At 65.2% G+C, this 21,986-nt stretch carries 21 protein-coding genes; 10 read left to right on the top strand and 11 right to left on the bottom strand.

Going from position 1 to position 21,986, the window contains the following annotated elements:
• Positions 1-21: 21 nt before the first annotated feature.
• From atpG to EYS42_RS13110, 7 genes are all read right to left on the bottom strand, one after another.
• Positions 22-888 (bottom strand): F0F1 ATP synthase subunit gamma, encoded by an 867-nt coding sequence (gene atpG / locus EYS42_RS13140; RefSeq protein ID WP_130968645.1) that lies wholly within the window; start codon positions 886-888, stop codon positions 22-24.
• A gap of 11 nt (positions 889-899) precedes the next feature.
• Entirely contained in the window at positions 900-2,453 is a 1,554-nt protein-coding gene (gene atpA, locus EYS42_RS13135; protein WP_130968644.1) for a F0F1 ATP synthase subunit alpha, read from the bottom strand.
• A 121-nt stretch (positions 2,454-2,574) separates the two neighbouring features.
• Entirely contained in the window at positions 2,575-3,108 is a 534-nt protein-coding gene (locus EYS42_RS13130; protein WP_130968643.1) for a F0F1 ATP synthase subunit delta, read from the bottom strand.
• Between the two features lie 2 nt (positions 3,109-3,110).
• On the bottom strand, positions 3,111-3,581 hold the full coding sequence (locus EYS42_RS13125; RefSeq protein ID WP_130968642.1) for a F0F1 ATP synthase subunit B: 471 nt from the start codon (positions 3,579-3,581) through the stop codon (positions 3,111-3,113).
• A 49-nt stretch (positions 3,582-3,630) separates the two neighbouring features.
• Complete coding sequence (atpE, locus tag EYS42_RS13120) at positions 3,631-3,888, bottom strand: F0F1 ATP synthase subunit C (RefSeq protein WP_130968641.1); 258 nt, start codon at positions 3,886-3,888, stop codon at positions 3,631-3,633.
• A gap of 71 nt (positions 3,889-3,959) precedes the next feature.
• On the bottom strand, positions 3,960-4,868 hold the full coding sequence (gene atpB, locus EYS42_RS13115; RefSeq protein WP_130968640.1) for a F0F1 ATP synthase subunit A: 909 nt from the start codon (positions 4,866-4,868) through the stop codon (positions 3,960-3,962).
• Between the two features lie 17 nt (positions 4,869-4,885).
• Positions 4,886-5,380 (bottom strand): ATP synthase subunit I, encoded by a 495-nt coding sequence (locus EYS42_RS13110; RefSeq protein ID WP_130968639.1) that lies wholly within the window; start codon positions 5,378-5,380, stop codon positions 4,886-4,888.
• A gap of 388 nt (positions 5,381-5,768) precedes the next feature.
• On the opposite strand from EYS42_RS13110, the gene EYS42_RS13105 reads away from it, so the two are divergent.
• From EYS42_RS13105 to hemE, 7 genes are all read left to right on the top strand, one after another.
• Positions 5,769-6,644 (top strand): hypothetical protein, encoded by an 876-nt coding sequence (locus tag EYS42_RS13105; protein ID WP_130968638.1) that lies wholly within the window; start codon positions 5,769-5,771, stop codon positions 6,642-6,644.
• Between the two features lie 2 nt (positions 6,645-6,646).
• Positions 6,647-8,302, top strand: coding sequence for a GH3 family acyl-acid amido synthetase (locus EYS42_RS13100; protein ID WP_130968637.1), 1,656 nt, complete (start codon positions 6,647-6,649; stop codon positions 8,300-8,302).
• 64 nt (positions 8,303-8,366) lie between these two features.
• Entirely contained in the window at positions 8,367-9,464 is a 1,098-nt protein-coding gene (locus EYS42_RS13095) for a GNAT family N-acetyltransferase (protein ID WP_130968636.1), read from the top strand.
• A 48-nt stretch (positions 9,465-9,512) separates the two neighbouring features.
• Positions 9,513-10,517 (top strand): HlyD family secretion protein, encoded by a 1,005-nt coding sequence (locus tag EYS42_RS13090; protein ID WP_130968635.1) that lies wholly within the window; start codon positions 9,513-9,515, stop codon positions 10,515-10,517.
• A 15-nt stretch (positions 10,518-10,532) separates the two neighbouring features.
• Positions 10,533-11,471, top strand: a complete 939-nt coding sequence (locus EYS42_RS17345) for an ABC transporter ATP-binding protein (RefSeq protein WP_130968634.1) — start codon at positions 10,533-10,535, stop codon at positions 11,469-11,471.
• Positions 11,472-11,480: 9 nt separating this feature from the next.
• A complete protein-coding gene (locus tag EYS42_RS13080) occupies positions 11,481-12,608 on the top strand; it encodes an ABC transporter permease (protein ID WP_130968633.1) in 1,128 nt (375 codons plus the stop codon).
• A gap of 95 nt (positions 12,609-12,703) precedes the next feature.
• Complete coding sequence (gene hemE, locus EYS42_RS13075) at positions 12,704-13,831, top strand: uroporphyrinogen decarboxylase (RefSeq protein ID WP_130968632.1); 1,128 nt, start codon at positions 12,704-12,706, stop codon at positions 13,829-13,831.
• A gap of 54 nt (positions 13,832-13,885) precedes the next feature.
• Here hemE and EYS42_RS13070 read toward each other — a convergent pair whose 3' ends face one another.
• The gene (locus EYS42_RS13070; RefSeq protein ID WP_130968631.1) at positions 13,886-14,806 is read right to left on the bottom strand and encodes a DMT family transporter; all 921 of its coding nucleotides are present in this window, start codon (positions 14,804-14,806) and stop codon (positions 13,886-13,888) included.
• Between the two features lie 5 nt (positions 14,807-14,811).
• Positions 14,812-15,978: a septal ring lytic transglycosylase RlpA family protein gene (locus EYS42_RS17445; protein WP_130968630.1), complete on the bottom strand. Its 1,167-nt coding sequence runs from the start codon at positions 15,976-15,978 to the stop codon at positions 14,812-14,814.
• 118 nt (positions 15,979-16,096) lie between these two features.
• Here EYS42_RS17445 and pcaCD point away from each other — a divergent pair, with 118 nt between their 5' ends.
• Positions 16,097-17,356 carry a bifunctional 4-carboxymuconolactone decarboxylase/3-oxoadipate enol-lactonase PcaCD gene (gene pcaCD / locus EYS42_RS13060; protein WP_130968629.1) on the top strand — a complete coding sequence of 420 codons (1,260 nt, stop codon included), beginning with the start codon at positions 16,097-16,099 and terminating at the stop codon, positions 17,354-17,356.
• Between the two features lie 99 nt (positions 17,357-17,455).
• Here pcaCD and EYS42_RS13055 read toward each other — a convergent pair whose 3' ends face one another.
• A complete protein-coding gene (locus EYS42_RS13055; RefSeq protein WP_165456771.1) occupies positions 17,456-18,112 on the bottom strand; it encodes a PEP-CTERM sorting domain-containing protein in 657 nt (218 codons plus the stop codon).
• Positions 18,113-18,387: 275 nt separating this feature from the next.
• Here EYS42_RS13055 and EYS42_RS13050 point away from each other — a divergent pair, with 275 nt between their 5' ends.
• Both EYS42_RS13050 and EYS42_RS13045 read left to right on the top strand, forming a co-directional pair.
• Entirely contained in the window at positions 18,388-20,487 is a 2,100-nt protein-coding gene (locus EYS42_RS13050; protein WP_245503637.1) for an ATP-dependent helicase, read from the top strand.
• 301 nt (positions 20,488-20,788) lie between these two features.
• A complete protein-coding gene (locus tag EYS42_RS13045; protein ID WP_130968627.1) occupies positions 20,789-21,211 on the top strand; it encodes an OsmC family protein in 423 nt (140 codons plus the stop codon).
• 25 nt (positions 21,212-21,236) lie between these two features.
• Here EYS42_RS13045 and coq7 read toward each other — a convergent pair whose 3' ends face one another.
• Positions 21,237-21,917, bottom strand: a complete 681-nt coding sequence (coq7, locus tag EYS42_RS13040) for a 2-polyprenyl-3-methyl-6-methoxy-1,4-benzoquinone monooxygenase (protein WP_130968626.1) — start codon at positions 21,915-21,917, stop codon at positions 21,237-21,239.
• Between the last annotated feature and the right edge of the window lie 69 nt (positions 21,918-21,986).

The following is a 21,986-nucleotide window of genomic DNA, read 5'->3' as shown; positions in this document are numbered from 1 at the left end:
CTTCAATCATCAAAATTCAGATCAGACCGCGGCAGCGCCGCCAACGATCTCGGAGATTTCCTTCGTGATCGCGGCCTGGCGGGTCTTGTTGTAGACCAGCTTGAGTTCCTTGATCACATTGCCTGCGTTGTCGGTGGCGGCCTTCATGGCCACCATGCGTGCCGACTGCTCGGAGGCCATGTTCTCGGCCACAGCCTGGTACACCAGCGCTTCCACGTAGCGAATCATCAGGTCATCGATGACGACCTTCGGCTCGGGCTCGTAGATGTATTCCCACTGGTGGCCAGCGTCTGCCTTCAGGTCTTCGGCCTTCAGGGGCAGCAGCTGCTGCACCAGGGGCTCCTGCTTCATCGTGTTGATGAAGCGGGTGAAGCACAGGTAGACGGCGCTGAGTTCACCGGCGGCGTAAGCATCCAGAAGGACCTTCACCGGACCGATCAGCTTTTCCAGGTGCGGGGTGTCGCCCAGGCCGGTCACTTGGGACACGACGTTGGCGTTGATCCGACCGAAGAAGCCAGCTGCCTTGTTGCCGATGGCCACCACGTCAGCCTTCACGCCGTTGCCCTCAAGCTCCTTGAGCTTGTTGGTCACGGCACGCAGGACGTTGGTGTTCAGACCGCCGCACAGGCCCTTGTCGGTGCTCACCACGATGAAGCCCACCTTCTTGCCGGCCGGGTTGGCGGCCATGAAGGGGTGAACGTACTCGGGGATCGCAGCCGACAGGTTGGCCGTGATGTTGCGCACCTTTTCAGCGTAAGGACGGGCCGCACGCATGCGATCCTGCGCCTTGCGCATCTTCGAAGCCGCGACCATTTCCATGGCCTTGGTGATCTTCTTGGTGTTCTCGACGCTCTTGATCTTGTTGCGTATTTCCTTGCCTGCCGCCATGGCGTGCTCCTTTAGGCGAAGGTCTTCTTGAACGCAACGACGGCCGTTTGCAGTTCAGCTTCAGCGTCCTTGTCCAGGGCCTTGGTCTGCTCAACCTTGGCCAGCAGGGCAGCGTGGCTGGTCTTCAGGAACTGGTGCAGGCCGCTTTCGAAGGCCAGAACCTTCTTGACGTCCACATCGTCCATGTAGCCCTTGTTCACGGCGAACAGCGTGGCAGCCATCAGCGACACCGACAGGGGCTGGTACTGAGCCTGCTTGAGCAGTTCGGTCACACGGGCACCGCGGTCCAGCTGCTTGCGGGTGGCTGCGTCCAGGTCGGAGGCGAACTGGGCGAAAGCCGCCAGTTCACGGTACTGCGCCAGGTCGGTACGGATACCGCCGGACAGGCCCTTGATGACCTTGGTCTGAGCAGCACCACCCACGCGCGACACCGAGATACCGGCGTTGATGGCGGGACGGATGCCTGCGTTGAACAGGTTGGTTTCCAGGAAGATCTGACCGTCGGTGATCGAGATCACGTTGGTCGGAACGAAAGCGGACACGTCGCCGGCTTGCGTTTCAATGATGGGCAGGGCGGTCAGCGAACCGGTCTTGCCCTTCACTTCGCCGTTGGTGAAGGCTTCGACGTAGTCGGCGTTCACACGGGCGGCACGCTCCAGCAGGCGCGAGTGGATGTAGAACACGTCGCCAGGGAAAGCTTCGCGGCCGGGCGGGCGGCGCAGCAGCAGCGACACTTGACGGTAGGCGACGGCTTGCTTGGACAGGTCGTCGTACACGATCAGGGCGTCTTGGCCGCGGTCGCGGAAGTATTCGCCCATGGCGCAGCCCGAGTAGGCCGACACGAACTGCATGGCAGCCGAGTCAGAGGCCGAGGCAGCCACCACGATGGTGTACTCCATGGCGCCAGCTTGCTCCAGCGAGCGCACGACGTTCTTGATCGACGATGCCTTCTGACCGATGGCAACGTAGATACAGGTCACGCCTTGACCCTTCTGGTTGATGATGGCGTCGATGGCGACAGCGGTCTTGCCGGTCTGACGGTCACCGATGATCAGCTCGCGCTGGCCACGGCCGATCGGCACCATCGAGTCGATCGACTTGATGCCGGTCTGCAGGGGCTGCGACACCGATTCACGAGCGATCACGCCAGGGGCGATTTTCTCGATGGGCGACGACAGCTTGGCATCGATCGGGCCCTTGCCGTCGATGGGCTGACCCAGGGCGTTGACCACGCGACCCACCAGTTCGGGGCCCACGGGCACTTCCAGGATGCGGCCGGTGCACTTGACGGTGTCGCCTTCGGAGATGTGCTCGTACTCACCCAGGATCACGGCGCCCACGGAGTCACGCTCCAGGTTCAGGGCCAGACCAAAAGTGGGCACGCCAGCAGCGTTGGCGGGGAATTCGAGCATTTCGCCTTGCATCGCATCGGACAAGCCGTGGATGCGCACGATGCCGTCGGTCACGGAGATGACGGTACCTTGGTTGCGAATGTCGGCAGCCGCGCCGAGACCCTCGATGCGGCTCTTGATCAGTTCGGAAATTTCTGCGGGATTCAGTTGCATTGCTTAGCTCCCAGGCTGGTCAAGGGCTGCCCTTGGGCAAACCTCGTTGACGACAACCGGTGGCACACGCCACCGGCAGGGTTGTGAGCGACAGTGTGTCTGTTGCGGGCCGGGCTCCGGATCACGCCAGGAGAGCCGACTTCATGCGTTCCAGGCGGGCCTTGACGGAAGTGTCGAGCACCTCATCGCCGACGACCACGCGCACACCACCGATGAGTTCAGGATCAACCTGAACAGTCGGAGCCAGCTTGCGACCGAAGCGCTTTTCCAGCGGCACCACGATGTCGGACACCTGGGCGTCAGAGATCGGGTAAGCGCTGAAGATCTGGGCTTCGGCAACGCCCTGGCGGGCTTGCACGAGTGCTTGGTACTGTTCGGCCATCAGCGGCAGAGCCGCCAGACGACCGTTTTCCAGGACGGTACGCAGGAAGTTGGCCACGACCGGAGCCAGAACCACCTTGGCAGCCCCGGTGACCACGCCAAAGACTTGCTCTTGCGTGACACGGGGGTTGTCGGCAAATTCGCGCAGCTGTGCGTCGGCAGCGACGACAGCCAGGGCGCGAACCTGGTCGACCCAGGCAGCCTGCTCGGCCTCAGGGGTGGCCTTGAAGAGCGCGTCTGCGTAGGGGCGGGCGATGGTGGCAAGCTCGGCCATGATCACAGCTCCGACTTCAGACGGCTCAGCAGGTCGGCGTGGACCTCGGCGGAGACCTCACGACGCAGGATCTGCTCGGCACCCTTGACGGCCAGGCCAGCGACCTGCTCGCGCAGGGCTTCACGGGCCTGGACAGCCAGCTGATCAGCCTCAGCCTTGGCGTCGGACACGATCTTGGCGGCTTCTTGCGAAGCGCGCTGCTTGGCTTCTTCAACGATGGCAGCGGCACGCTTTTCAGCGTCGGCCAGGCGTTGAGCGATTTCGTCGCGGGACTGGGCGAGCTGCTCCTGGACGCTCTTGTTGGCATTCGCCAATTCCAGCTTGGCCTTGTCGGCAGCGGCCAGACCGTCAGCGATCTTGCTTGCGCGCTCGTCGAGGGCCTTCGTGATCGGTGGCCACACGAACTTCATCGTGAACCACCAGAGGATCCCGAAGACCACGATCTGCGCGAACAGCGTTGCGTTCAGATTCACGGCTCGGACCTTTCTCGGTTACAGGGATTGTTCAGTCGAGAAGGACCGATTACTTGGCCAGACCAGCGATGAAGGGGTTGGCGAAAGCGAACAGCATGGCGATACCGACACCGATCAGGAAGGCGGCGTCGATCAGACCGGCCAGCAGGAACATCTTGGTCTGCAGTTCGTTCATCAGTTCGGGCTGACGAGCGGTGGCTTCGAAGTACTTGCCGCCCATCAGAGCGATACCGATACAAGCACCGATGGCGCCCAGGGCGATGATCAGACCACAAGCCAGAGCGACGTTTGCCAACACCAGTTCCATGATTGCTCCTAAAAGAAAGGTTGGTTAAGGAAGAAAAAGAGAGGGAGAAAACGTTTGGGCAGAACCCGAGATCAGTGACCCTCGTGGGCCTGACCGATGTACACCAGGGTCAGCATCATGAAGATGAATGCTTGCAGGGCAATGACCATGATGTGGAAGATGGCCCAGGCCGAACCTGCGAACAGGTGCAGGACCCACAGGCCGGCGCCGCCAGCTGTGAGGGTCGACCCCACAGCGGCACCCAGCAGGGCGATCAGCATGAACACCAGTTCACCGGCGTACATGTTGCCGAACAGTCGCATGCCGTGCGAGATGGTCTTGGCACCGAATTCGACCAGGTTCAGGGCGAAGTTGGCCGGGGCCAGGGCCAGCGCGGCCAAGCCATGGGCATGGAAGGGGGCGGTGAACAGTTCCTTGATCCAGCCGCCAACGCCCTTGATCTTCATGTTGTAGTACAGGCAGACCAGCAGCACCGAGATGGACAGGCCCAGGGTGGTGGACAGGTCGGCGGTGGGCACGACACGCATGTAAGCGTGGTGCGGGTCGTGTCCGGCTGCGGCATAGGCACCTTCCCACAGGCGGGGGATCAGGTCAACCGGAATCATGTCCATGGCGTTCATGAAGAAGATCCACATGAACACGGTCAGGGCCAGCGGGGCGACAGCCTTGCGCGAGGCGGCGTTGTGGATGATGCCCTTGGCCTGCGTGTCGACCATTTCGACCAGCATCTCGACCAGACCCTGGAAGCGGCCCGGCACGCCCGAAGTGGACTTGCTGGCAGCACGCCACAGGAAGAACACCGCCAGCAGACCCGTGGTGATCGACCAGAACAGCGAGTCGACGTTCAGGTAGGTCCAGTCGACGATCTGGCTCTGATTGCCGGTCTTGCCCACCAGGTTGTACTGCAGGTGGGTCAGGTGGTGCCCGATGTATTCGGGCGCGGTCGGCGCGTGCGCGGCGGCGTGAGCTTCAGCAGACATCAGCAACTCTCGTCAATTCAAGATTTTTTCAAGCGGCCCTGCATCAGCAGCGCCACCCCAATGACCTTCATGCACAACACCATGGTGATCAACATGGCCGCCCAGTTCAGGCCTGGCACCACCACCGGCGAGATCGCCAGCAGGGCGCCGGCGCCGCAGATCTTGATGAGCTCCCACACGAGCAACCCACCGACACTGCGCCCACCGTTGGGCCCAAACACCCCACGCACCATGAGCACGTTGGGCACCACAGCCACTGCCGCCCCGTAAAGCGACGACTTGACCGCGACCAGATCACCAGACGCCACACCCCACAGCAGCGCGACAAGGACACCCACCACCAGTTGCCAGGCGATCACGCGCCAAGGCGACAGGGTCGGGTAGCGAGCAAGGAGGGCTTGCGCCTCATCCCGCGTCAGCGGCTGCACCGGGGCATCAGGTTTTTCATCGGGCCACAAGGAATCTTGCGAATCCTCAAAGCCACCCGAGGGCTTGCGTTCTGAAGGCGTCATGCCAGCGAGTGATTGAAAAACCCGACCTTGGTGTCGGCAAAACCTAAAGATTATACGGGCTACCCCGCAGATCGCCAAGCACTGTCTTATAGAAGACTTGAGATCCCAGCCCCTCAGGCGCGGGTGTCACGCAGAACGCGTTGCCGGCGCGCCCTTCGGCCACCCAGCAGAAACAAGGCCTTGGGCCTGTCGCCACCAACCCCCAGGGGTGTCATTGCATACCCCCCGTTCGAGGGATCCCCCCGGGCAAGCCCCACATGCCCCCTCCAGGGGTGAGCGGCATCATTCACACAAACGTATTGAAACATTTTGCGTTTGCAGCAAGCCCCTTTGTCCGATGGTCGCCGGCTGCCGCCGACCGATCGTTCAAACATCCCGGAGCCTCACCATGCCGACATCTGCCCCCAAGGAAAAGACGCGCACCTTCTATTGCCCGATCGATCGGGTGACGGTCACGCACATCAAGCAGATGTACGAGCTGTACCAGTCCTACTATGAGAACACGGCGCTGGACATCTTCATCAGCGACCTGAGCAAGAAGACCGGCGTGATCATGGTGACGCGCAAGTCGGACGACCGCCTGGTGGGCTTTTCCACGCAGGTGCTGATGCACATGACGGTCGATGGCCGCAAGGTGCGTGGCATCTTCAGCGGCGACACCATCGTGGACAAGCGCTACTGGGGCAACAACGAGCTGGCCAAGGCCTTCTACAAATTCTGCGTGCGCCAGATCGTGGTGCGCCCGCCCTGGATCCCGCTGTACTGGTTCCTGATCTCCAAGGGCTACAAGACGTACCTCTTGATGACCAACAACTCGTACAAGTTCTATCCCCGCAGCGGTGGCGACCCCTGGGGCAACGACGAGTTCTACAAGCATGTGACCGAGTCGTACAGCCAGCAGCTCTTCCCCGAGTACTACGACAAGGAAAAAGGTGTGCTGGACTTCGGTCACGACTACGTGCACCTCAAGGGTGACGTGGCCGACATCACGCCCGAGCTGGCCGCCAGCAACGAGCACATCGCCTACTTCGACCAGGTCAACCCGGGCTGGCGCGTGGGCCACGAGCTGCCGTGTCTGGCTGCGCTCGACTACCACTCGATCCTGCTGTCGCTGTGGCACCGCCCGGCCAAGTGGTTCAAGCGCAATGTGCTGGGCCAGAAGGTCAAGGGCAAGCAGGTCGAGCAAAAGCTCAATGCCGCCCCGCCCGCCCAGCGCTGGGCCAATGACAGCGAAGACGCGCTCGACGCAGGCAAGGCCTCCTGAGCATGGGGATCGGCACCACCCTCGGCCACCAGCTCCTTCGATCGCTCGTCAACCCCGGTTGCCGCCGATTCGAGCAGCAACTGGGCCAACTGGAACAGGTTCAGCGCGAACGCCTGTCGCGCTGGCTGGCTGCGGCCGCCAATTCGCCAGAAGGGCGCAAGCGCGGCCTGCAGGCCGACTGGACCTGGGAGCAGTTCGCCAAGGCCGTGCCACTGAGCACCTACAAAGACTACGCCGAAGTGCTCGAGCGCCAGCGCGTCTCGAAAGAAGCCCTGTTGATCGACTCGCCCACAGTGCGCTACCAGCCGACCAGCGGCTCGACATCGGCGGTGAAGTGGATCCCGTACTCCAAGATGTTCCTGGCCGAGATGGACGAGGTCATCACGGCCTGGTTCGGTGACCTGTACCGCCAGTACCCGGCGCAGATGCATGGCACGCACTACTGGTCGCTGTCGTGGATCCCGACCGAGATGCGCAGCCAGACGGCCGGCGACATCAACGACGACATGAAGATGCTGTCGTTCGGCAAGCGCCTGCTGGCTTACCTGACGCAGGCCGTGCCGCAAGACGTGGCCCTGGCCGAAACGTCGGACGATTCGCTGTTTGCCACCATCGCCAACCTGTGCGCCGACGAACACTTCGCTTTCCTGTCGGTGTGGAGCCCCACGTTCGCGCTGGGCGCCATGGAGCAGATGTCGCAATGGCGACTGGAGTTGGCCCACAGCCTGGCCACCGGCACCTGGGGTGCCCGGGAGCCGCGCATGGCCGGCACCCGCTGCCCACGGTCGGATCGTGCCGCCCGCCTGCTGCGCGCCTGGGACGGGCAGCTCAGCCCCACCTTCTTCAAGCAACTGTGGCCCAAGCTGGCCGTGGTGAGCGCCTGGGACACGGCCGCCGCCGCACCCTGGGCACAGCGCCTGCGCGAGCTGCTGCCGCATGCCAGCTTCCAGGGCAAGGGCCTGTGGGCCACCGAGGGCGTGGTGACCTTCCCCTTCCGTGGGCGCTTTCCGCTGGCCTACACCAGCCACTTCTACGAGTTCGAGCGTGTGGACACCGGTGAGGTGATCCCGAGCTGGCAGCTCAAGGAAGGCATGGAAGTGATTCCCATCATGACCACCGGCTCGGGCTTTGCGCGCTACAAGATGAGCGATGTGGTGCGTGTGGACGGTTTCTTGGGCACCGTGCCCTGCCTGACCTTCCTGGGCCGCAACGACGGCGTGGACCTGGTGGGCGAAAAGACCGCCGCCACCCGCGTGCAGGAAGTGCTCGATGGCCTGCAGATGCAGCGGGCCATGCCGGTGACCCTGCTGGCCCTGGACGAATCGCGCGGGCGCACGCCCGGCTATGTGCTGCTGGTGGAGTGCCAGGCAGGCGTCGACACACAGGCCCTGCAGGACAGCCTGTCAGCCCAAGTGGAGCTTGGCCTGATGAGCAGCTTCCACTACAAGCTGGCGCGCGAGCTGGGGCAACTGCAGGCCGCGGCCTGCGTGGCCCTGCCCCACATGCGCGAGGTCTACCTCGACCAGTGCCGCCTGCGCGGCATGATCGAAGGCAACATCAAGATCGAGCCCCTGCGGCACTGGAAGGGCGCAATCCCCGATGTGCTGCGTGACGTGCTCGACCAAAAGGCGCCACAAGTGGCGCTGATCGACGCTTGATCGGGGCACGCTTCCCCTATCCTTGCGACGCAGTACACATTCCGCAGAACGACAAGAGGTTTCCATGGCGATCACGGTCCGGCTGGGCAACAAGGCCGACAACCCCAAGATCCAGGACCTGGTGACGAAGATCACCATGCCTGGGCCTGCCGAGATGTGCTTCCAGCGCACGCCCGATTTCTTCACCGGGGCCGCCGTGATCGGCGAAGAGTTCGTGATCACCGTGGCCGATGACGACGAGCGCCCTGATGTGCTGGCCGGCCTGACCGTGATCTCGGGCCGTGACCTGTACATCAGCGGCAAACGTCGCCGCGTGTTCTATTCGGGCGACACCCGAGTGGACCCGTTCTATCGCCGCCGCGGCATCGCCTCGCAGCTGTTCATTGCGCAAAAAGAGTTCCGCACGGGCCAGGACCTGCTGCAGGGCATTGTGCTCAAGGACAACACCGCGCCGCTGGACGCCGCCCGCAAGGCCGCCGACGGTGTGCTGTTCGACTACTGGGTGAGCCACACCATCGAGACCAGCTTCATCTACACGCGCAAGCTGACGCCTCGCATCCCGGCGGGCGTGGAGATCCGCGCGGCCACGGCGGCCGATGTACCGGCCATGCAGGCCTTTTTCGACCGCGAAGCGCCCCGCCGCAACGGCTACCCTTGCTACGACTTCAGCAAGATGATGGCCCAGGACCCGTACTACGCGGGCATCTCGATCGGTGACTACGCGCTGGCGTTCAAGGGCGGCCAGATCGTGGGCATGCTGGGCGGCTGGAACCAGAAGGCCTTCAAGCAGACGCGCATCGTGGGCATGAAGCCCATCATGCAGGTGATCAGGCCGCTGTACAACGTGTACGCCGGCCTGTTCGGTGGCTTCAAGCTGCCCCCGGTGGGCGGCATGCTGAACTACCTGACCCTGCACACCACCCTGGTGGCGGGCGATGACAAAGCCATCTACCAGGGCCTGATCGACTGGATCATGGCCAACGCCGGCCAGAAGTACGACGCGCTGGCCTGCGCCGTCTGCAACGACGACCCGCTGCTGGAGGTGCCCCGCGGCTACAAACGCCAGAAGCTGTTTTCGACGCACTTCTGGCTGAGCTATGGCGACGACCCTCGTCCGGGCATCGACAACCGCCCGTTGTACGTGGAGCTGGGGCGCCTCTGACCGGCTGCCCACGCCTTTTCCAGAATTCCAAGATTGCCGAGTGTGCCCATGCTCCACCCGTTCCAACGCCCCGCACTGACCTTCACTTCACGCCGCATGGCGAGCTTTGCTGCCCTGGCCAGCGTGCTGGCCCTGAGCGCCTGCAAGGACCCGCGTGAAACCGCGCAGCTGCCCGCCTATGTCGAAGCCGACATGACCCAGGTGGCCTCGCCTGTGGCAGGCATCCTGTTCAAGCTGGGCGTGCAAGAAGGCCAGAGCGTGAAGGCCGGCGACGCACTGTACGTGCTGGAGTCGAACCGCGAACAGGCCCAGCTGGCCGAAGCGCAAGCACGCAAGCAGCAGGCCGAAGCCCAGACCCAGAACCTGAGCAAGGGCGCCCGCGAAGCCGAGCTGGACACCTACAGAGCCCGCCTGCGTGCCGCCAAGGCCCAGCGCGAGCAAGCCCGCACGCAACTGAAGAAGACCGAGGCCCTGCTCAAGCGCGGCTTCATTTCCGAGGCCCAGGTGGAAACCGACCGCACCGCCCTGCAGGTGGCCGAGGCCACGGTGGAGGAAGCCCGCGCCGCGCTGAAGGCCGCCAAGGCCGGCGCCCGCTCGGACGAGCGTGCCGCTGCCGCCGCTCAGGAAGACGCCGCCAAGGCCGGCATCGACCAGGTGCAATGGCTGCTGCAGCAAAAGCAGGTCAGCGCCCCCGTGACCGGCGTGATCCAGGAGATCTTCGTGCGCAAGGGCGAGTTCGCCCAGGCTGGCGCCGCCGTCATGAACATCCTGCACAAGGACAGCATGCGCGTGCGCTTCTTCGTGCCCAACGACCTGCGCCCTCGCTTCATGCCTGGCAGCAAGTTCGAGGTGCAGATCTCGGGCTGCGACAAGCCCCTGAACGCCCGCATCACCCGCGTGAGTGCCCGCCCGGAATACACCAACCCGTTGATGTTCGGGCCCGAGTTGCGTGACCGCCTGAGCTTCCTGACCGAAGGCCACCTGGAAACCGGCAGCTGCTCGGTGCCGCCCGGCACGCCTGTTGGCGTGATCGTGCCGGACGCCAAGGGCTGATCGGCGGGAGACACCGTGTCGGCATCGAACGCGATCATCGAGGTCAAGGACCTCACCAAGACCTTCGGTGAGAAAACCGTGGTCGACCAGTTGACCATGGACATCCAGCCTGGTCAGCTCTACGCCTTCCTGGGCCCCAACGGCTCGGGCAAGACCACCGCCATCCGCATGATGTGCGGCCTGATCCCGCCCACCTCGGGTGGCGGCGTCTGTGCAGGCTTCGACATTGCCACGCAGGCCGACCAGATCAAGCCGCTGCTGGGCTACATGACCCAGCACTTCTCGCTGTACCCCGACCTGACCGTGCGCGAGAACCTGGAGTTTGTCTGCCGCCTGTATGGCGTGAGCGACGTGAAGGGCCGCGTGAACGACCTGATCGAGCAGTTCGCCTTCCACGACCTGGGCCGCGACAAGCAACAGGTGGGCACGCTGTCGGGCGGCTGGAAGCAGCGCATGGCCCTGGCCTGTGCCGTGTCGCACCGCCCCAAGCTGCTGCTGCTGGACGAACCCACCGCCGGCGTGGACCCGAAGGCCCGCGAAGCCTTCTGGGACATCCTGCAGGAAGTGACGGCCAGTGGCGTGTCGGCCCTGGTGTCGACCCACTACATGGACGAGGCCATGCGCTCGAACCGCCTGGCCTACATGCTGTACGGTCGCCTGCTGGTGGACGACAAGCCCGAGAACGTGCTGCGCAACTGCGCGCTGGTGTCGGTGCAGGTGGACCTGCTCAAGGCGGTGGACCTGGTGGCCGTGGGCCGCGATCCCCGCGTGGTGCGCATGGCCCGCCTGGGCAACAGCGTGCGCGTGGTGGCCCGCTCGCAAGACGATGTGGACGGCTGGATCAAGGACCGGCTGGGCGATGCCGCCGGGCACACCACCGAGATCGACGTCGGCCTGGAAGACATCTTCTTCCACCTCACCCTGCAGCAGCAGGGCACCAACACTTCGTTCTGAGCACGCCCCATGTCCCTCCAACGCATTTACGCCATCGCGATGAAGGAATGGTTGCACATGGTGCGCGACCGCCTGACCTTCATCTCGCTGCTGCTGGCCACCAGCGGCTACGTGATCGTGTTCGGTTACGCGATCAACCCCGACCCGCGCCAGATCGACACCATCGTCGTCGACCACGACAAGAGCGAGTTCTCGCGCCTGTACCGCGCCGCCCTCAAGCAGAGCAACTACCTGAACATCCACCCGGCCGAGATGTCGGCCGACCAGGCCAGCGACTACCTGCGCCGCGCCAAGACCTCGGTGGTGATCGAGATCCCGCCCGACTTCACGCAGAACATGATGGCCGGCCGCACGGCGCAAATCCTGGTGGAAGCCGACGCGACCGACCCCGTGAGCCTGAACGGCGCCATTTCGTCGACCGGCGAAGTGGCCCGCCAGGTGGCGGCGCATGTGCTGCGCAAGGACCAGCTCACCACCAACAAGCCCAACGGGCCCCAGGTGGACGTGCGCGTGCAGCGTCGCTTCAACCCCTCGGGTGAACACACCTTCTTCATCATCCCTGGCGTGATGGGCATGATCCTGAACATGTCGCTGATCATGATGACGGCCATGTCGATCACCAAGGAAAAGGAACGCGGCTCGATGGAGTTCCTGATGGTGACGCCCACCAAGCCCGCGGAAGTGATCATCGGCAAGATGGGCCCGTACTTCCTGATGGGCGTGGTGCAGGTGATCTCGATTCTGGCCATTGCCTTCTGGATCTTCGGGATGCCCTTGACGGGCAGCGCCGTGGCGCTGGGTGCGCTGCTGTTCATCTACGGCATCACCACGCTGATGGTGGGCATCCTGATCTCGACCATGGCTGGCACCCAGATCCAGGCCATGCAGCTGTCGTTCTATTACATGATGCCGACCATCCTGCTGACCGGCTTCATGTTCCCGATCAGCGGCATGCCGGAGTGGGCGCAGAAGTTCTCGACCACGCTGCCCATGACCTACTTCATCCGCGGAGCGCGGGGCGCCTTCCTGAAGGAGTTCTCGCTGCTGGACATGTGGCCCAACCTGTGGCCCATTGGCCTGGCCTTCATCGTGTTCCTGTGGGCCTCGGTCAAGAGCTACCGCAAGACCCTGGGTTGACCTGACGCAGGTCATCTCGCCCACAGCGCCGCACTGCCCGGGCTTTGTCCCCGGATGACAGGGCAGTGCGCGCTGCACTTGCCTACAATCCGCAGATGACTGCTGCCCACCCTTCCCTGCCACCGCTGGCCAACGACCAGTTCCTGCGCGCCTGCCTGCGACTGCCCACCGACTACACGCCCGTGTGGCTGATGCGCCAGGCCGGTCGCTACCTGCCCGAATACCGCGCCACGCGCGCCACGGCCGGCAGCTTCATGGGCCTGGCCACGAACCCTCAGTTCGCCTGCGAGGTGACGCTGCAGCCGCTGGAGCGCTACGACCTCGACGCCGCCATCCTGTTCTCGGACATCCTGACGGTGCCCGACGCCATGGGCCTGGGGCTGACCTTCGAAGCCGGAGAAGGCCCCAAGTTTGCCAAGGTGGTGCGTGACGAAGCCGCCGTGGCCGAGCTGGCCGTGCCCGACATGGACAAGCTGCGCTACGTGTTCGACGCGGTCAGCACCATCCGCCAGGCCCTGACGAACGCCGATGGCCAGGGCCGCGTGCCCCTGATCGGTTTTTCGGGCAGCCCCTGGACCCTGGCCTGCTACATGGTCGAAGGTGGCGGCTCGGACGACTACCGCCTGGTCAAGTCGCTGATGTACAAGCGCCCCGACCTGATGCACCGCATCCTGTCGGTGAACGCCGATGCCGTGGCCCTGTACCTGAACACGCAGATCGAAGCCGGCGCCCAGGCCGTGATGGTGTTCGATTCGTGGGGTGGTGTGCTGGCCGACGGCGCCTTCCAGCAGTTCAGCCTGGCCTACACGCAGCGCGTGCTCAGCCAGCTCAAGAAAGAGCACAACGGCTACCGCATCCCGCACATCGTGTTCACCAAGGGCGGTGGCCTGTGGCTGGACCAGATCGCGGCCACCGGCTGCGACGTGGTGGGCCTGGACTGGACCATGAACCTGGGCAAGGCCCGCCAGATCACGAGCGACCAGGTGGCCTTGCAGGGCAACCTCGACCCCAATGTGCTGTTCGCCGACCCGGCGCAGGTGGAAACCGAAGCACGCCGCGTGCTGGACGCTTTCGGCCGCCCGCAGCGAGCCGATGGCCAATGGGGCGGGCACGTGTTCAACCTGGGCCATGGCATCAGCCAGTTCACCCCGCCCGAGAGCGTGAGCGTGCTGGTGGACACCGTGCACCAGCACTCGCGCACCCTGCGCACACCCCAGGGCTGAGCCCGGCAAGCCCGGCGCCCAGCATGCCCAGGCCCCTTCGGGGGCCTTTGGCATTCAGGGCTGCGTGGGGTCGCGCGTGAGGGCTTGAAGCGCCTCGTGCTCCGGCAGGCGGCTGCCCTCGTTGGCCTCGGCCAGCGCCGACATCAAGGAGGCCGCCAGGATCATGGCGCCGCCGGTGAGCGTGAGCGTGGTCAGCTGTGCCTCACCCGCCAGCACCGACGAGCCCGTGGCGAACACCACCTCGGTCAGCATGATCACCGAGGTGACCGCCACCGGCAGTTGCGAGGCCCCCACCTGCAAGGCCATGTTGCTGGCGAAAAACAGCAGCCCCATGGCCAGCGCCCCCAGCACCCAGCCCCAGGCGGGCGCCGGCCAGCCCGGGATGCTGCCCTGAAGCGCCAGCACCACGCCCAGCGCGGTGGGCAAGATCAGCCCGCCCATGAACATGGCCAGCGCACGGGCCGACGAGGGCACATGCGCCTGCTTGCGCAGCAGCACGTTGTTCAGCGCAAAGCCGATGCCCCCCAGCACGCCCAGCACATCGGCCAGCCCATGGAAGGCGGGCCAGCCCCCTTCGGCCGGGCGCAGCACCAGCCCGGCGCCCAGCAGGGCCAGCGCGATGCGCGCCAGGGCACCCGACGTGATGGCCTCGCCCAGCAGCACCCTGGCCAGCAGCACCGCCCACAAGGGCATGAGGTAGAACAACAGCACCACCCGCACCACGTCACCGATGCTGACCGCCCAGTTGAACGCGGCGTTGGTGCTGCCCGCGGCCAGGGCCAGCGCCCACAGCCAGGGCTGGCGCACCACCATGCCCAGGGCCTCGCGGCGCGTGACCAGCAGCACCAGCAGGCCCACCAGGAAGAAGCAGCCTGTGGCCCACACCGGGTGCAGGCCCTGGGCCTGCAACTCGCGCAGGGGCCACCACGACAGGCCCCAGACCAGGGCATTGAACAGCAGACCCAGGTACGCCATGGGGCTCAGCGACGCTCCACCACGATGGGGCTCAGGCGCAAGGCCTCACGCACCCGCTGGGCAATGCCATGGGCTTCGTCACGGCGCGCATACGGGCCCACCTGCAATCGGTAGCCAGGGCCCTCCTGGAACACCGCCAGCAGCGGCGCCAGATGGGACAGCTCGGTGGCCACGCGCTTCTGGAAGGCGTCCACACCGGCGCGCTGACTGAAGGCCGCCAGCTGCACCCAGAAGCCCTCCTGGTGGGGCGTGAATGCTCGGGCTCGCGCTGGCGCTGACACCGCGCCCCCCGCCACAGATTCGGTGGCCGACAAAGGCGCCGAGACCGGTTCGGCAGGCGATGCCACCGGGGCCGGGCGGGCCGCATCCAGACGCGACGCCAGGGCCTCGATGGGATCACCCCCCACGGCCGAGGCGGTCATGCCCAGGTTGCCGGGCTGGGCCGACACACCGGCCACACGGGGCGGCACCATGGCAGGCTCGCTGCCGCCATCGGCCCCGGGCCCCACCCAGCGCCCGGTGCGGATGTCTTCGAAGGTGATGCGCTCGATCTCGACTTCGCCGTGCCCGCGCGCGAGCAGTTCCAGCCGGGCCGCTGCGGTATAGCTCAGGTCCAGCACCCGGCTGGCATGGAAGGGGCCGCGGTCGTTCACACGCACGATCACGGCCTTGTCGTTCGCGGGGTTGCGCACGCGCACGTAACTGGGGATGGGCAAGGTGCGGTGCGCAGCCGTCATGCCATACATGCTGTAGACCTCGCCGCTGGCCGTGCGACGGCCATGGAATTTGGTGCCATACCAGGAGGCCGTGCCCTTTTCCTTGTAGGGCACGTCGGCCGCCATGGGCTCGTAGTCCTGGCCCAGCACCGTGTAGGGCTTGTTGGGCCCGCGCGGCAGGATGGGCTCGATGCGTGGCACCGCATCGGGCACGCTGGCCAGGTCTTCGGGCGGGCGGTCGGGCGCGCCATCGCGTTCCGGGCGCACGTCTGGGCGCACCACCGGCGGCGCGGGACGGTCGTTCTCGGCCTTGGCCGACGGGCGAGCGACCGGCTCGGCGGGCGGCAATGGCACGGTCGAGCATCCGGCCAGACTGACCAGCACACCTGACAGGGTCCACGCCGCCACACGGCCCAACGCCGGCAGGCGCACCAGGGATAAGGCTGCACGCAACATGGCGAGACCATACACCAAAGGCGAGCCCTGCCACTGTGGGCCGGAACCCGCAGTTCAGGTGAACTTTGCCGGGTGAGTTGGCACAATGGTCCATCTGCCAACGAACCGCCCGTGCGCCATGTCCAGCTCCACCGACCTGCCCTTTGATCACCCGTTCGAGCGCGGCATGCGCAACCGCCGCGCGGCCTTGGGCGACGCATGGGTTGACAAGTCGGTGGCCAAAGCCAATGCCTTCAACGCCGAGTTCCAGCACTTCATCACCGACTATGCGTGGCACGGCGTTTGGGGCCGCCCTGGCCTGGACTGGAAGACACGCCGGGCCATGGTGCTGGCCATCACCAGTGCACTGGGGCGCTGGGACGAATTCGAAATCCACCTGCGGGGCTCGCTCACCCCAGGCAACACCAGCACCCTGACGCCTGAAGAAGTGCGCGAGGTGCTGTTCCAGGTGGCCATCTATGCAGGTGTGCCCGCCGCCAACACCGGCTTCTCGCGGGCCGTGGGCATCTTGCGCGAGCTGGGCATGGAGCCTCCGCCGCATCCCGCGACCGAAGCCTGGCACCCGGGCGTGGGCCGCTCGGTGTTCACCTGCACACGCCCCAAGTTGCATGCCACCGTGCGCGAGGCCCGTCAGGGCTGCGCGGCGCACACCGTGGTGCTGAGCCATGCCCTCGGACAAGACCACAGCATGTGGGACCTGGTGGCCAACCGCCTGGCCGGCCATTGTCGCGTGATCTGTCCTGACACCCGCGGCCACGGCCGCTCAGAGATCCCGGCCGCACCGCTGACCCTGGCCGAACTGGCTGCCGACGCTGCACGCCTGATCGACGAGGTGGCCAATGGCGAGCCCGTGGTGTGGGTGGGCCTGTCGATGGGGGGGCTGATCGGGCAGGAACTGGCGCTGCGACACCCAGGCAAGATCAAGGCGCTGGTGCTGGCCAACTGCACCAGCCAGTACCCCGTTGCCGCGAAAACGGCGATCGGCGAGCGCATCACGGCGGTAGAGCACCATGGCCTTCAAGCCATTGCCACCACCACGATGGCGCGCTTTTTCACGCCGGGCTTTCGTGCGGCACAAGCGGCCACGGTCGACCGCCACCGCCGATTACTTGAAGCCATGGACCCAGAGGGCTACACCGCCTGCGCCGCTGCGGTGTGCGAGGTCAACACCCTGGGCAAACTGGACCAGATCAGGGTGCCCACCCTGGTGCTCACCGGCGACCAGGATGAAAGCACTCCCAGTGCCATGGCTGAGGCCCTGGCGCGCGGCATCCCGGGCGCTCAGCTGGAAGTGCTGGCAGATTGTGCCCACCTGAGCGCGGTGGAGCAGTCTGGGGCGTTTGCCGAGCGCGTCGGCGAGTTCATTGCTGGCATTTGACGGTCGACACGCCCAGACACATGAAAAAAGCCCTGCACTGCAGGGCTTTTTTGTTCAGTGCCACACCGTGACAAGCATGCCACGGTCATCACCGAGCACTCAGGTGGGCTTGCGACGCGACCAGGCGGCCAAACCAGCCAGACCCAACAACAACATGCCGTAGGTGCTGGGCTCAGGCACAGCGGGGGTGCCCAAGAAGTGCACGTTGGAGCTGAGCAGGGTTTTGTAGGGCGAGCCGACGTTCGAGATGTCGAGCATGGGCGTGGTGCCCCGGGTGAAGGACCTTGCGGTCACGCCCTTGCCCAAAATGGTCAGGACGGCGGTTTCACCCTCGGCAAAAGTTCCCGCCTTGAAATCGATGTCCCAGTCGTAACCGTAGCCAGGCTCAGGGAAGTCGGGGAACAAGATGTTGTAGCCTGTGCCAGCGGCCAACAGGGTGTTGGTGGTCTTGAGCTTGATCGAACCGTTCGGACCATCGAGCCACAGGTTGTCGATGAACGTGCCCGAAGTCGTCTTGGCGGGGAATGCGGTCTTGAAATGGTTCAGGGTCAGCTGGACCCCGCCAGAAACGTCGGCGATGCTCAGGCTGGCCACGGGGACCGCGAAGGTCTTCTTGTCGGTGGTGTTCAAAAATGTTGACGTGTCGAAGAACGTCTGAAACGTGTAGTTGAACGTTTCCGTGGTGGCGCTGGCGATGGGCGCGGCCGTGGCCATCGCAAGTGCGACGATGGGCATCAAAGCAGGCTTGAAACTCATGGGTTCCCTTTTTGGTCGGTTTTCGAGGTGGATGCCACGAGACGGCATGTGCTCATCCTGTTTGACATCGTCCGTGAACTTTGCCGCACCGTCAAGTGCGATCCATGGAATGGAGTCCGTCATGCGCCACAGACCCCCTTGGCCACGGGGGAGGGTGCAGCCCCTCCCGACCGGGTTAACCCTGCGACCCGGCTTCCACCCGCCAACCCGTCGGCTTGCACTATCCTTGCCGCCTTGCCGAGCCCTGCCAGCGCACTGAACCGCCTGCCGCCACGATGTCTTCCCACGCAGTGAAAAACACCGGCCCCGCCATGATGAACCCGGCCCAGATGGAGGCGGTGCAGCACCTGCACAGCCCCTGCCTGGTGCTGGCGGGCGCGGGCTCGGGCAAGACACGCGTGATCACGCACAAGATCGCCCGGCTGATGCAACCCGGGTATGGCGCCGACCTGGCGCCCTCGCAGATCGGCGCCATCACCTTCACCAACAAGGCCGCGGCCGAAATGCGCGAGCGGGTGAAGGACCTGGTGGGCCCCCGCGCCGCCGGCAAGCTGATGGTGTGCACCTTCCACTCGCTGGGCGTGCGCCTGCTGCGCGAAGACGGCGAGGCCCTGGGCCTCAAGCCGCAGTTTTCCATCCTGGACGCCGACGACGTGACCAGCATCCTGCGCGACTGCGGCGCCACCACCGACGCCAAACTGGCGCGCAGCTGGCAATGGCAGATCAGCCTGTGGAAGAACATGGGGCTGACCAGCGGCCAGGCCATGTCGGTGATCAAGACCGACGAAGAGCAGGTGGCCGTGCGGGTGATGAAGCTGTACGAAGAGCGGCTGCTGGCCTACCAGGCGGTCGACTTCGACGACCTGATCGGCCTGCCCCTGAAACTGCTGGCCGAGCACGAACACGTGCGCGCCAAGTGGCAGCGCCAGCTGCGGCATGTGCTGGTCGACGAATACCAGGACACCAACGCCACGCAGTACGAGATGCTCAAGCTGCTGGTGGGCCCGAACGGCATCTTCACGGCCGTGGGCGACGACGACCAGTCGATCTACGGCTGGCGCGGTGCCACGCTGGACAACCTCAAGCGCCTGCCGCAAGACTTCCCCACGCTGAAGGTGATCCCGCTGGAGCAGAACTACCGCTCGACCAGCGCCATCTTGCGGGCGGCCAACAACGTCATCCAGCTCAACCCCAAGCTGTTCCAGAAGACGCTGTGGTCGGACCTGGGCGAAGGCGAGCCGGTGCGCCTGGTCGAGTGCGACAACGAAGAGCACGAGGCCGAACGGGCCGTGGCCCGCATCCAGGCCGTGCGCGGCGGCAACGCCAGCGGCGTGCAGGCGGCGGTGGAGTGGAACAACTTCGCCATCCTCTACCGCGCCAACCACCAGGCCCGCATCTTCGAGCAGGCCCTGCGCAAGGCCAACATCCCCTACAAGGTGTCGGGTGGCCAGAGCTTTTTCGACAAGGCCGAGATCAAGGATCTCTGCGCCTGGCTGCGCCTGCTGATCAACAACGACGACGACCCAGCCTTCCTGCGCGCGGCCACCACGCCCAAGCGGGGCATCGGCCACCAGACGCTGGGCTCGCTGGGCGAGTTCGCCGGCCAGTGGAAGAAAAGCCTGTTCGAGGCCCTGTTCGCCGATTCGCTGGCCGCCAAGCTCAACGCCCGCGCGCTGGGCACCCTGCACGAGTTCGGGCGCTTCGTGAACGACCTGGAGTACAAGGCCCGCCACACGCACGGCGCCGAAGACGCCAAGGCCTTCCTGATGGAATGGCTCAAGGAGATCGGCTACGAGCAGCACCTGTACGACAACGAAGAAAACGAGAAGGTGGCCGCGGCCCGCTGGAACAACGTGCTCGATTTCGTCGACTGGGTGGCCAAGCGCTGCGGCGGGGAGATCGAAAACGATGGCGGCATGACCACCGAGAGCGAGCGCAAGAGCGTGCTCGACGTGGCGCAGACCATCTCGCTGATCACCAGCCTGGCCGAACGCAACGCCGACCAGAACGTGGTGACGCTGACCACGCTGCACGCTTCGAAGGGCCTGGAATGGCCCCATGTGGTGCTGGCTGGCTGCAACGAGGGCCTGCTGCCGTTTTCTCGCGAAGAAGGCGAGATCTCGGGCCAGCAGGTGGAAGAAGAGCGCCGCCTGATGTATGTGGGCATCACCCGGGCCCGGTTGAGCCTGATGGTGTGCGTGCTGCGCCGGCGCAAGAAGGGCCGCGAGTACGTGCAGGCCATGCCCAGCCGCTTCGTGGCCGAGATGAAGCTGGGCGAAGGCACCCCAGGCGAGAGCCCCCGAGAACGCATCAAGCGCCTGCGGGAAGAGCTGGCCGCAAAGGCCAAGGCCGCACCGCCGCCTTCAGGCGACTGAAAGCCCAGCACCCAAGCCAGGCGCAAGCAGGACGCCGGGCAGAAAAAAGCCCGGGGCATTTGCATGCACCGGGCTGAAATCCACCAATGAATGGGGGTGGAGGAGACAAACAGAACACATGATGGACACCACTTGAATTAAATGGTTCCGTCAATGAACGCAAAGATACCGTTTGTCACAGGTTGGGCGCAAGTTATCCCACACAAAGCCCCACGCTGCGCTCAAGTGATGCGGGTTTACCCGTGAATCACCAGGGGGCGCGCAGACAGTGCACAATCGGCGCCGATTCAAGGAGCCCCACATGGAATGCACCATCCACTGGCAGCCCGCTTCGGGCATGGCCTTCATGGCCGAAACCGGCAGCGGCCACATCATCAACATGGACGGCGCCCCCGAGGGTGGCGGCCGCAACCTGGCCCCGCGCCCGATGGAAACCGTGCTGGCCGGCACCGGTGGCTGCACCGCCTATGACGTGGTGCTGATCCTCAAGCGCGGCCGCCACGACGTGCGCGGCTGCCAGCTCAAGCTGACGGCCGAGCGCGCCGAGACCGACCCCAAGGTGTTCACCCAGGTGAACATGCACTTCGTGGTGACGGGCGTGAACCTGCCGGAGGCCGCCGTGGCCCGTGCCATTCAGATGTCGCACGAGAAGTACTGCTCGGCCAGCATCATGATCGGCAAGACGGCCGAGATCACCACCAGCTTCGAGGTGGTGGCCGCCTGACCTGCCGCGGCGGGTCAGCGCGTCGTCACAGGTGGTAGGCGGTGCGGGTCATCACCCGCGCCGTGAGCTTCATCAGGCCCCGCACCGGGGCTGGCAACTCGGCCCCGCCGGCCTGCTGGGCGGCGTTGGCGTGGGCGATCTCGTCGTCGCGCATCTGGCGCACGATGGCGCGTGAACGCTCGTCACCCGGAGGCAACTGGCTGAGGTGGCTGTCGAGGTGGTGCTCGACCTGGCGTTCGGTTTCGACCACGAAGCCCAGGCTGGTGGCGTCGCCCGCGCGAGAGGCCAGCAGGCCGATGGCGAACGAGCCGGCAAACCACAAGGGGTTGAGTACGCTGGTGCGCCCACCCAGTTCGCGCAGACGCTGTTCGGTCCAGGCCAGGTGGTCGGTTTCTTCGCGGGCCGCTGCCTCGAAATGGGCCTTCAAGGCCGGGTCGCGCGTGCCCAGCGACTGCGAGGCGTACAGCGCCTGGGCGCACACCTCGCCCACATGGTTCACGCGCATCAGGGCCGCCGCATGGTGCTTGTCGGCCTCGCTCAACTCGGTGTCAGGCGTGCCTTCTGGCGGGCGTGGGCAGGCACGCGTGGCCACATGGTCGCCCCACACGGCACGCAAGGCACTGTCGGCCGCGATCAGCAGGTGGTCCAGGGGTGAATGCGCCACAGAGAAAGAAGTCTTGGCGAGGTGCTTAACAGGCACAGTCATGTCAACATGCTAGCGCAGGCAGGGCGCCAAGGGTTTGCTTCAGGGCAGACAAAACTGGGGCAGGCGGCA

It is taken from the genome of Aquabacterium lacunae, from assembly GCF_004310865.1.
In the GTDB taxonomy this organism is placed as follows: domain Bacteria; phylum Pseudomonadota; class Gammaproteobacteria; order Burkholderiales; family Burkholderiaceae_C; genus Aquabacterium; species Aquabacterium lacunae.
This window is presented reverse-complemented; position numbering and strand designations above follow the sequence as displayed.